Below are 11,115 nucleotides of genomic sequence, written 5' to 3'. Positions count from 1 at the left end.
TCTTCGAGGGCACCCCGGCCGACCAGTCGGTGTGGATGTCGCACGGCGACGCCTGCTCCGCCGCCCCCGAGGGCTTCTCGGTCACGGCGTCCACGGACGTCGTCCCCGTCGCCGCCTTCGAGAACGACGAGAAGAAGCTGTACGGGGTCCAGTACCACCCCGAGGTCATGCACTCCACGCACGGCCAGCAGGTACTCGAACACTTCCTCTACCGGGGCGCGGGCCTGACCCCGTCCTGGACCACCGGCAACGTCATCGACGAGCAGGTGGCGCTGATCCGCGAGCAGGTCGGCGACAAGCGCGCCGTCTGCGGCCTCTCCGGCGGCGTGGACTCGGCGGTCGCCGCGGCCCTCGTACAGAAGGCCATCGGCTCCCAGCTGACCTGCGTGTACGTCGACCACGGGCTGATGCGCAAGGGCGAGACCGAGCAGGTCGAGAAGGACTTCGTCGCCTCGACCGGCGTCACGCTGAAGGTCGTCGACGCCGAGGAACGGTTCCTGAACGCGCTCGCCGGGGTCTCCGACCCCGAGGAGAAGCGGAAGATCATCGGGCGCGAGTTCATCCGGGTCTTCGAACAGGCGCAGGCCGAGATCATCGCGGACGAGGGTCCCGAGGTCGCCTTCCTGGTGCAGGGCACCCTCTACCCCGATGTGGTCGAGTCCGGTGGCGGTACCGGCACCGCCAACATCAAGTCCCACCACAACGTGGGCGGACTGCCCGAGGATCTCGAGTTCGAGCTGATCGAGCCGCTGCGCAAGCTCTTCAAGGACGAGGTCCGGATGGTGGGCCAGGAGCTCGGCCTGCCGGACGAGATCGTCCAGCGCCAGCCGTTCCCCGGCCCCGGCCTCGGCATCCGGATCGTCGGCGAGGTCACCAAGGACCGTCTCGACCTCCTCCGCGAGGCCGACGCCATCGCCCGCGAGGAACTGACGGCCGCGGGCCTCGACCGGGACATCTGGCAGTGCCCGGTGGTCCTCCTCGCGGACGTGCGCAGCGTCGGCGTCCAGGGCGACGGCCGTACGTACGGCCACCCGATCGTCCTGCGCCCGGTCTCCTCCGAGGACGCGATGACCGCCGACTGGTCCCGCCTCCCGTACGAGGTCCTGGCGAAGATCTCCACGCGCATCACGAACGAGGTCGCGGACGTCAACCGGGTCGTCCTCGACGTGACGAGCAAGCCGCCGGGCACCATCGAGTGGGAGTAGTCGGCCGGACGGGGCCGTGAAGGTCATCACCTCCGTCACGTCCGCTTGAGGGTCCGCACCGGCTCTCCGGGCCGCCAGATCTGGACGACCAGGTACTTCTCGTCCTCGACGTAGGTCCGTACGACCTCGGTCAACTCGGTGCGGAAGAGGTGGAACGGCTCCGGCGGTTCCACCTCTTCCACGTACGCGGCCTTGCCGGCCGGATCCTCGACCTCGTACGCCCGTCCGCTGATCCGCACATCGCCCCCGGCCGTGTCCGTCCCCGGGCCCGGGTTCGCCTGGAGGGCGAAGCGGGGGTCGCGGAGCAGGTCACGTGCCTTCAGCGAGTCCGGCATCATGGCGAGCCACAACTCGCCCTGGAGGAAGCGCACCTCAAGGCCGGAGGTGCGCGGGGAGCCGTCCTTGCGGAGGGTGGCGAGCGTGTGGTGGGTGAAGGCCCGGAAGCGCTCTTCGACGGTTGTGGCCAGGCCGGGTTCCGCGGTGGTGAATACTGCCCAGTTCATGGAACGGAGTCTGGCGCGGATACCCGACATCCTCTGACGTGTATTCGCCGCTTTCCCTCTCGCTTTTCCTCTCAATTTCATCTCTTCGCAAACATCCCTGTTCTCCTGAGCGGACCGACGGTAACTTCCGCTCCGTAAAGGAACCCAGTGCTGGAGGACCTATGCACGGGCCCACTCCGCCCCTGCCGTTGCCCACCGACCAGCTCCAGTTCGCGATGCCCCCGATGCACGAGTCGCTCGACGACGAGCGCGCCCATCGCAAGGAACGGCTGGCCGGGGCGATCAGGCTGTTCGGACGGTTCGGCTTCGAGGACGGCGTCTCGGGGCACATCACGGTGCGCGACCCCGAGTACAGCAACTGCTTCTGGGTGAACCCGTTCGGGATGCCCTTCAAGCACGTCACCGTGAGCGACCTCGTCATGGCCAACCAGGACGGCCAGGTCATCGAGGGCCGCTACCACGTCAACCAGGCGGCCTTCACCGTGCACGCCCAGGTGCACGCCGCCCGCCCGGACGTCGTCGCCGTGGCCCACTGCCACTCGGTGCACGGCCGCGCCCTCTCCGCCCTCGGCGACCTCCTCGACCCGATCACCCAGGAGAGCTGCGCCTTCTACGAGGACCACGCGCTGTACGACGCGTACACGGGCGTCGCCGTGGACGCCGACGAGGGCCGGCGGATAGCGTCCGCGCTGGGCTCCCGCAAGGCCCTCGTACTGCGCAACCACGGACTGCTCACCGTGGGCGACTCGGTGGACGCGGCGGCCTGGTGGTTCCTGTCGATGGAACGGTCGAGCCAGGTCCAGTTGACGGCGCGCGCGGCGGGCCGCCCCGTCCTGATCGACCACAGGCAGGCCGTCTCGACCCGCGAGCAACTCGGCGGTGACCTGGTCGCGTGGATCAACTACCAGCCCCTGTGGCAGGACATCAGCCGAAGCGAGCCGGATCTGCTGAGTTAGTCTCCCCGGGCGGGCCGGAGAACCGGAGGGGCCGGAAACGCTCGGTTCCGACTGGGCCGGACGGGTCAGAAACCCCGCAGGACAGCGGCCTTCGTGGTCGCGAACTCCTCGTCCGTGAGCACGCCCTCGCGGTGCAGCTCGCCCAACTCCCGGAGCCTGCGCAGGAGTACGTCGTGATGGTCGGACCCCGGCGGGACCGCGGGGGCGAGCCGGGAGTGGTCCAGGTGGTCGGCCGCCCGGGTGGAGGGGTGCGGCAGCCGGGCGGTGACGGCGGTCGCCACGAGCGCGGTGAGCAGGTCGCGGCGGGTGCTGCCCCACAGGTCGAGGGTGTAGGGGTCCTTCCCGGGCGGAAGCTTGGAGAACACCGTCTCGCGGGTCACGAAGCGCAGGAAGCCGTCCTCGTAGCCGGAGTTGGGCAGCCAGTCGACCTGCACGAGATCGTGCGTGGAGATGATCCGGGGGCCGGTGGCCCGCTTGACCCGGTCCGAGTTGTCGGCCCAGTCGATGCGGACCCGCGTACCGTCGAACGACACCATGCCGTCGCTGGACCGCACCGACACCGGCACGGGCGGACCCGGCAGCAGATACGCCCTGGCCGGTTCCTCGGGCACCTGGTCCAGGAGCAGGGCGTGCCGGATCTCCTCGGCGACGTACTCGGCGACCCCCGACCGGTCGATGTCCACGGTCAGCCGGTACGGGTCGGCCGCGTCCGGCAGCCGTCCGCCGGTCGCCTGGAGCAGCGGGTCGGCGCCCTCGCGGAGCCTGAGCCGCAACCGCCCGCGCTTGCGTTCGGGCTCGTAGACGATGCCCGACACCGCCTCCAGGGGCACGGCGACCTCGCCGTACGTCTGCCGGAACAGCGGCACGGAACGGTGGAGCCCCGGCGTGATCCGGATCGTGCTGCCGTCGAAGACCCAGGTCCCGTCGCGCTGGATGATCTCGGCCATATCCAGATTCTCGCAGCCGGGTCAACACGGGGGTCGCGCTTTCACTCGCCGTTTCCGCTGCCCGGGCCGACCTGCCGCACACGACGGGTGTTAGGTAGGGCACAATTCGCTCTCGTCGAGGGGGAGTTGCGCGAGCCGGATTTCGGGCTCCCGAAGTCCTGGTACACCCCGGTTTGTCCCGGTGTGGTTTCCGGTGTGCTTGCCGGTGAGTCGATGTCCTGGTTCGTGATGTGTCGTGTCGGGTGTGGGGAAGGCGGGCGGCGGGCGTGGCGGTGCAGGAGGCGAGAGAAGGTGTGCTGCCCGGGGAACACGGGGGCGGCTGCACGTGCGGGGACTGCCCGCACGGGGCGCGCGCCGGGCACCGGCGCGCGGTCGCCGAGTTCCTGCTCATGCGGGAGGGGTTCGCGGCCGGGCAGGGGCTGCCGGCCGCGGTGGCCCACTCGGCCTCGGCCTCCCGCCAGTGGGTCTCGGACGAGCTGAGCCAGTCCGCGGCGGTCGTCGCCGAGCGCGGCCGGGCCGAGGGCGAGGTCTGGCTGGCCCGGCTGTGGCGCCGCACCGCGTTCACCGTGTGGGCGCTGATCGGCGTCCTGCTGCTCGTACAGGCCCTCACCGCGATCGGGGCGGGCTGGACCAGCGCCCGGACGGCCGGACTGGTGGCCGCCGTACTCGTCGGCGGTGCGCTGACCGCCGCGTCCTGGTTCCACCGGGCGCGGGGCGGGGCGCTGGCGCCCCTCATCGGCGAGGACAACCGCCTGTCGACCTCCCGTGTGGTGGCGGCGAGCTGGGTGCTGTTCGTGGCGTACGCCGTACTCGTGCTGGTGGGCCGGCTCGCGGCCGCCTCCGGCCACGGGGACCGCGACGCGCTGATCGCGGGCCTCGACCTCGCCCGGGGTGCGGGTGTCGTGACCGTCCTCGCGGTGGTGTGCGCCATCGCGGTGCTCGTGCGCAGGGTGGTCGGCCAGCGCGTCCTCAACCAGCGACTCCAGAAGGTCCGCGCCGACCGCCCCCGCGCGGCCGACCTCCTGACGGACGACGCGGGCCGCGGCACCTTCGCGGACATCCAGTACGTGATGATCGGCACGGTCGCTCTCCTCTTCGCGGTCGTACGGCTGGCCCGGCGCCCGGACCAGTTGCCGGACCTGCCGTGGGGGCTGGCGGTGATGGTGCTGGTGTCGGCGGCGACCTATGTGGCCGGCAAGTACTCGGAGGGCGGCCGGCCGGTGATCCTGTCGGTCGTCCGGTCCCGGGAGGCGGGCGACCTCGACGCCCCGATCCGCACCGGCGACGACATCGAGATCCGCGGCGCGGGTTTCGTGCCCCCGGGCGCGGGCACCGCCGACAGGCTGTCCCGCATGGTCGTCCGCATCGGCCCCGTCCATGTCCACGTTCCCCTCGTTCCGGTACCCGGCGGCTTCGACAACCCCCGCGACGACGTACTGACGGTGCCCGTGCCGGCGGATGTGGAGCCCGGCCGGGTGGAGGTGCAGGTGGTGACGGCGGCGGGCGTGGAGACGAACCGGTGCGTGATCGACGTGACGGACTGACCGAGGTGACGGACGAAGCGCCCTCCTCCCGCTCCCTCCGGCTCCCTCCCGTTCCCTTCGCTCCCTCCGTCTCGGTCTCCGTGTCCTTCGCCGACGCCGTGCTGCGGGCGCGACGGCGACAGCGGTCCGGGGGATACCGGTAGCGGGCCGGTCAGTTCGGTATCTCCGGCGGCCTTGACGGTCCCGTCGCCGCGGTTGCCGTCGTTGTCTCTGTCGCCCTGGTCGCCTGCTTCTTCTTTTTCTTCTTCTGCTTCTTCTTGCGCTTCGCCGTTCCGTCCGGTGTGCCGTCGGTGGATGTCGCTGTGCGGCGGGCCTTTATGTGTCGGCGAATCGCTCCCGTCAGCAGGGCCACCAACGCTGCCAGGGCCAGGCCGAACACCAGGAGGGGGATCACCGCGAACCACGGTGTCTTCCAGGCGCCGCCCGCGTCGCCCACGTAGGTGATGCCGGCGATGGTGATGAAGACGCCCGCGATCAGCTTTCCGGGCTGGAACTCATGACGCAGCACGGGTCACCTCCGCCTGTCCCAGGCCCACTTCGAGGTCCAGCTCGATCGTGCCCGAGCCGGTGACGCCGCGCGTCGGTGACAGCGTGACCTTCTTGTGCTTGCGCGGTGCCACGTCCACATCCTGTTTGTCGTCCCCGGGCAACTGGATGTCGCCCATGCCCACCTCGATGTCCGCCTTCACCGTCACACCCTTCGGCACGATCACCTCGACGCGGCCCACGCCCACCCCGACCCTCGTCGTCACCGTCTTCCCCTCGGCGAGGCGCAGCCCGGTCAGGTCGAGTGTGGCGACGCCACTGCCGACCTCATACCTGGGATGTACGGCCGCCACCGCGGCCGGCGTCCATTTCTTGCGCACCCAGTGGGTGCTGACGTCCTTGGGCAGTGCTGCCGAGCCCGCCAGCAGGGCCGCCGTGATGAGCGCGAGGAAGATCGATCCCGCTCCGGTACGGCCGAGGAACGAGCTGACCGCGATGCCGACACCGAACACGACGAGTGCGCAGGCAAGGCCGGTCTGCAAGCTGGTGGCGAGTGCCTCCTGGTCCCATTTCGCAGTCGTGCCGGCAAAACCGGCGAGGAGGGCGAGCAGGAAGATCCAGCCGCCGATCCAGCGCGGGCCCCGGGGCTTCGGCTGGCTGGGCCAGGCGGCCCGGATGCCCGTTTGCGGTCCGCCGTAGTGGCCGTGGCTGATGTTGATCGCCGCCGAGATGTCCCGGTCGCGAGTGTCGTGGGGGCCCCACAGATAGCCCGTACCGCCGACGTGTGTGCCGTCCTTGACGATGGGGTCGCGCCACCAGGAGGGGTAGGCGTACGGGGCCGGGGGTGCCTGGGCCTCCGGTGGGGCGTCGGCGACGGCCTGGACGGCCAGCTGGTCGGGGTCCGGGGCGCCCCGGTTGCGCGACCAGTAGCCGGCGCCCCCGAGGAGGATGGACAGTATGACGGTGAAGGAGAGCACATCGCCGTTCTTCAGCGTCGTCAGGAACACTCCGCAGCCGACCAGCGCGAAGAGCACGGCCGCGAGCGCCTGGCCGTCCACCCGGCCGGTGAGGAGTTTGCGGACCTCGTTCTCCTCCTCGTCGTCGTACGGCACGAACAGCCAGGCGAAGCCGTAGAAGATGAGGCCGATGCCGCCGGTGGCGGCGAGCACCGCGAGCGTGATCCGGAAGATCACCGGGTCCATGTCGCACGTCCGCCCGAGCCCCGCGCACACCCCGCCCAGCATCTTCTGCCGCCGGTCGCGCCGGAACCTGGTCGGCAACTGCTCGCCGTCCGAGGCAGCCGTGCCGGTTTCCTCGGACGTGTGGGAACCCGTGTGAGCTCCGGCTCCCGATCCTGATCTCGTGCTCGCACCCGGACCCGTATCCGCTCGCGCGCTCGTGTCCGCGTGCCCGGGCGCGCGCGGTTCCCCTTTCTCCGTGGGCGGGGTCGCCGCGGCGGGTCCGGCATCCTGCGGCCCGGCGCCCGGCGTGGGGCGCGGGCCGGAGCCGGGTCCCGGACCCGTCGCGGCGTGTGCGTGATCTGTCATGCGTCCATGGTGGCGGGTGAGACGGCCCGGCGGCAGTCGGGATGACCCTGGGCGAACCCTGATATCGGCCCTGAGAGGAGGCGGGGGAAGCGTTCGACGGCGAACGGGCCCGAAGATCAGGGGAGTCTCGGGGGCGGACCCTGATGCCCGGGCCTGCCCGGCGTGTGAACATCGATGGCATGCCGGATGCCGCAGCGTTGCCACTCGTCGAACCGCGGCCCCCGCGCAAGCTCTACCGCAGCAGCGACGGACGCTGGCTCGGAGGCGTGGCGCGAGGGCTCGCAGGGCACCTCGGGCTGCCTGTGATCTGGCTGCGCCTCATGTTCGTCTTCCTGTTCATGTCGGACGGCCTCGGTGCGCTGCTGTACGCGGCCTTCTGGTTCTTCGTCCCGCTCGGAGTAGGCGGCGTCGAGGTCCAGCGGCCCCCGTCGCTCGTCAGCACCGAGACCTCGCCCGACGGCCGCCGCAGACTCGTCGCCCGCAAGCCCGACAAGGGGCAGATCGTCGCCCTGCTCCTCATGGTCGTCGTGGCGATGAGTTTCGTCGGCAGTGTGAATCTCGGCGGAGGCGCCAAGGCCTATCTGTTCCCGCTCGTCCTCGTCGCCGCCGGTGTCGCCCTGGTCTGGCGCCAGGCGGACAACGCCCGGCGCGCCCGCTGGATGGAGGTCGGCAGACGTCGGCGCACTCTCACCCTTGTCCGAGCCGCGGCCGGCGTCCTGCTGGTCACGGCGGGCGTGTCCGGCGTCTTCGTACTCCAGGGCTCCGCCGCCCACCTCGGCTCGGTCCTGCAGGCGGCGCTCGCGGTGCTGGTCGGGATAGCGCTGCTGGCCGGCCCGTATCTCGTCCGGATGACCCAGGACCTCTCCGAGGAACGCCTGATGCGCATTCGCGCCCAGGAACGCGCGGAGGTCGCCGCCCATGTGCACGACTCGGTGTTGCACACCCTGACCCTGATCCAGCGCAACGCGGAGAGCGCGAACGAGGTGCGCCGCCTCGCCCGCGCCCAGGAACGCGAACTGCGCAACTGGCTCTACAACCCGGAGGGCACCGGCAAGGAGGAGGCCGACGAACCCGGCACCCTCGCCGAGGCGGTGCGGCGCAGCGCGGCCGAGGTCGAGGACAAGCACGGCGTCCCCATAGAGGTGGTGGTCGTCGGTGACTGCCCGCTCGACGACAGAACCGGCGCACAGATGCAGGCCGCGAGGGAAGCGATGGTGAACGCCGCCAAGTACGGTGGCGAGGGCGGCGCGGTGCAGGTCTACGCCGAGGTCGAGGGAAGGACGGTCTTCGTGTCCATCAGGGACCGCGGACCCGGCTTCGACCTCGACTCCATACCCGTCGACCGCATGGGCGTCAGAGAATCGATCATCGGCCGCATGGAGCGCAACGGAGGTACGGCGCGACTGCGCGCGGTACCGAGTGGCGGCACGGAGGTCGAGCTGGAGATGGAGAGGGCGGAGAGCACGTCATGAGCGAGGCGCACGGGGAGAACGGCCGGGCCGGTTCGGCCGGTCCGGCGGAGTCGGCCGAACCGACAGCACCTGCCGAGCCCGCACAGGCCGGCGAGCCCGCGCAGGCCGGTGAGCCGGCCGACGGCGGCGAGGGCGGCGGCGCGGGCGGGCGGCGGGTGCGCGTGGTGCTCGTCGACGACCACCGTATGTTCCGTACGGGTGTGCAGGCCGAGATCGGGCAGACCGAGCGGACCGGCGTGGAGGTGATCGGTGAGGCCGCCGATGTCGACCAGGCGGTCACCGTCATCACCGCCACCCGGCCCGAGGTGGTGCTCCTCGACGTCCATCTGCCGGGCGGCGGCGGTGTCGAGGTCCTGCGCCGCTGCGCCTCGTTGATGGCCGACGCGGCACAGCCGGTCCGCTTCCTGGCGCTGTCCGTCTCGGACGCGGCGGAGGACGTCATCGGTGTGATCCGTGGCGGCGCGCGCGGATACGTCACGAAGACGATCACCGGCACGGATCTCGTCGACTCCATCTTCCGCGTCCAGGACGGCGACGCGGTGTTCTCGCCGCGCCTCGCCGGGTTCGTGCTGGACGCGTTCGCGTCCACGGACGCCCCGCCGGTGGACGAGGACCTCGACCGTCTCACCCAGCGCGAGCGGGAGGTACTGCGGCTGATCGCCCGGGGCTATGCGTACAAGGAGATCGCCAAACAGCTCTACATCTCGGTGAAGACGGTGGAGTCGCATGTGTCGGCCGTGCTCAGGAAGCTCCAGTTGTCGAACCGGCACGAGCTGACGCGATGGGCCACGGCACGGCGCCTCGTCTAGCCCCGCCCCACACCCGCCTCACACCACCCTCGTGGCTCCCGCGAAGGGCATCTCGTCCACAGGGGCCACCCGTACCGGCGCCGACGGGTTCGGGGCGTGGATCATCTGGCCGCGGCCCACGTAGATGCCCACATGACTGATGCCCGAGTAGAAGAACACCAGGTCCCCGGGGAGGAGTTCGGACCGTGAGACACGCTGGCCGGCGTTGATCTGGGCGTAGGTGGTGCGGGGCAGGGAGATGCCCGCGTCGCGGTAGGCGGCCTGGACGAGGCCCGAGCAGTCGAAGGCGTCCGGCCCGGTGGCGCCCCACACATAGGGGCTGCCGAGCTTCCGGTAGGCGTAGGAGACAGCCGCCGCCGCACGCGAGTTGGGGGCCTCGGCCACTCCCGAGGTCCCGGAAGAGCCGGACGCCCCGGTGACTCCGGTGACTCCGGTCGCCCCCGGCGCGCCCAGGCTCTCCCGGGCACTCACCGACGACCGTGATGCATGCCCACCGGCCCAGCCTCCGCCGGCACCGCCGCCCTCCGCCGCGAGCCGGGCACGTTCCTCCGCGCTGAGGCGGGACAACAGCCGGCGGGCCTCGCCCAGCTTGCCCGCCACGGTCTTCTTGTGGCGGTTCAGCTCGGCCTGGCGGGCCTTGAGAGAGGCCAGTTCGACGTGGGCGGCCCCGCGCAACTGCTCGATCTCCCGCAGTTGCCCGCGTACCCGGGCCACGTCCGACGCCTGTCTGCTGCCCGCCCGTTCGGCGAAGGCGGCGCCGTCCAGATAGCCGTCGGGGTCCTCGGAGAGGGCGAGTTGCAGCGCGGGGTCGAGCCCGCCGGAGCGGTACTGCGCCGCCGCCATCGAACCCAGCGACTCGCGCGCCGTGTTGAGCCGCTCCTCCCGGCGCGCCGCCTCGTCCCGCAGGGTGCCCAGCCGCCGCTCCGCCCGCTCGGCCTGCTCCTTCGCGCCGTTGTACTTCTCGGTGGCGACCTCCGCCTCCTCGTACAGCTTGTGCACCTTGGCCTCGACCTGCGCGGGGGTCAGTTGTGGCTCGGCGTACCCGATACCGTCGAAGCCGGTCGCCGTCGCCGCGCCCGCGAGGGCGATCGTCGCGGCGGTGCGGGCCGTATTGCCGTTGAGCGAGCGCTGTCGGGGCTTGCGGTGCGCTGCCACCGGGGCGTCACGTCCTTTCGTACGACCGCCACCGCGACGACCGCCGGACGACTGCCTGGGAAGCGGACCCAGGAGGGCGGTTGCGCGTCCGGCGACGGCTCGCACAGGGGGAGCGGTCCGCCGCCGGACTTTCTCGGCGGTGGTGTCCGACTGCCGCCCCTGGTCCGGACGGCGGTGGGGAGCCGGTCACCTGGTGGAGGACGCTAAACCTGAGGGGGCGTGGGGGTAACGCCATGTACGGAACTGGCTTGAGCCGACCACCGGGTGACCGCATGCGACCGTGATCGAGTTCCCGCGCCGCCGACTTCACGCAGACGGCTGACCGATGCGGAGGTTCACGGGACACGTGGGGGTGGCTCAGTGCTATGGGGTGGGTGCATATATGCGGGGTCCCCGGGCGCGGACGGCCACGCGCCCCACGAGCACCGCACGCCTGGCCCTGGCCCCGATCCTGGCCGGGCCTGTCTCGGCCGGCCAGGATCGGGGCCAGG

The 11,115-nt window shown here is 71.2% G+C and carries 10 protein-coding genes; 5 read left to right on the top strand and 5 right to left on the bottom strand.

From position 1 onward, the window contains the following. Positions 1–1,205 (top strand): glutamine-hydrolyzing GMP synthase (gene guaA / locus AOK08_RS08620; RefSeq protein ID WP_055524870.1); only part of this gene is annotated, 1,205 nt, incomplete at its 5' end. A 35-nt stretch (positions 1,206–1,240) separates the two neighbouring features. On the opposite strand, the gene AOK08_RS08615 is transcribed toward guaA, so the two are convergent. After that, on the bottom strand, positions 1,241–1,708 hold the full coding sequence (locus AOK08_RS08615) for a pyridoxamine 5'-phosphate oxidase family protein (RefSeq protein WP_055524869.1): 468 nt from the start codon (positions 1,706–1,708) through the stop codon (positions 1,241–1,243). A gap of 161 nt (positions 1,709–1,869) precedes the next feature. Between AOK08_RS08615 and AOK08_RS08610 the strand changes: the two genes are divergently transcribed. Continuing rightward, positions 1,870–2,664: a class II aldolase/adducin family protein gene (locus AOK08_RS08610; RefSeq protein ID WP_055524868.1), complete on the top strand. Its 795-nt coding sequence runs from the start codon at positions 1,870–1,872 to the stop codon at positions 2,662–2,664. 65 nt (positions 2,665–2,729) lie between these two features. Here the strand turns inward: AOK08_RS08610 and AOK08_RS08605 are convergent, their stop codons facing one another. Next, positions 2,730–3,611, bottom strand: coding sequence for a DUF4429 domain-containing protein (locus AOK08_RS08605; RefSeq protein WP_055524867.1), 882 nt, complete (start codon positions 3,609–3,611; stop codon positions 2,730–2,732). Between the two features lie 266 nt (positions 3,612–3,877). On the opposite strand from AOK08_RS08605, the gene AOK08_RS08600 reads away from it, so the two are divergent. Continuing rightward, entirely contained in the window at positions 3,878–5,155 is a 1,278-nt protein-coding gene (locus AOK08_RS08600; RefSeq protein WP_055524866.1) for a hypothetical protein, read from the top strand. 151 nt (positions 5,156–5,306) lie between these two features. On the opposite strand, the gene AOK08_RS48680 is transcribed toward AOK08_RS08600, so the two are convergent. After that, positions 5,307–5,663: a hypothetical protein gene (locus tag AOK08_RS48680; RefSeq protein WP_338400124.1), complete on the bottom strand. Its 357-nt coding sequence runs from the start codon at positions 5,661–5,663 to the stop codon at positions 5,307–5,309. Further along, positions 5,650–7,188, bottom strand: coding sequence for a PspC domain-containing protein (locus AOK08_RS08590; RefSeq protein ID WP_055524865.1), 1,539 nt, complete (start codon positions 7,186–7,188; stop codon positions 5,650–5,652). The genes AOK08_RS48680 and AOK08_RS08590 overlap by 14 nt, the downstream gene beginning before the upstream one ends. Positions 7,189–7,331: 143 nt before the next feature. On the opposite strand from AOK08_RS08590, the gene AOK08_RS08585 reads away from it, so the two are divergent. Both AOK08_RS08585 and AOK08_RS08580 read left to right on the top strand, forming a co-directional pair. Beyond that, positions 7,332–8,660: a PspC domain-containing protein gene (locus AOK08_RS08585; protein WP_079053911.1), complete on the top strand. Its 1,329-nt coding sequence runs from the start codon at positions 7,332–7,334 to the stop codon at positions 8,658–8,660. Then, the gene (locus AOK08_RS08580) at positions 8,657–9,469 is read left to right on the top strand and encodes a LuxR C-terminal-related transcriptional regulator (RefSeq protein ID WP_055524863.1); all 813 of its coding nucleotides are present in this window, start codon (positions 8,657–8,659) and stop codon (positions 9,467–9,469) included. The genes AOK08_RS08585 and AOK08_RS08580 overlap by 4 nt, the downstream gene beginning before the upstream one ends. An 18-nt stretch (positions 9,470–9,487) precedes the next feature. On the opposite strand, the gene AOK08_RS08575 is transcribed toward AOK08_RS08580, so the two are convergent. Then, entirely contained in the window at positions 9,488–10,624 is a 1,137-nt protein-coding gene (locus AOK08_RS08575) for a C40 family peptidase (protein ID WP_055524862.1), read from the bottom strand. Between the last annotated feature and the right edge of the window lie 491 nt (positions 10,625–11,115).

Origin of the sequence: Streptomyces graminilatus (assembly GCF_001418565.1) — a bacterium.
Classification (GTDB): Bacteria; Actinomycetota; Actinomycetes; order Streptomycetales; family Streptomycetaceae; genus Streptomyces; species Streptomyces graminilatus.
The sequence above is the reverse complement of the archived record's forward strand: the minus strand, read 5'-3'. Positions and strand labels throughout refer to the sequence as shown.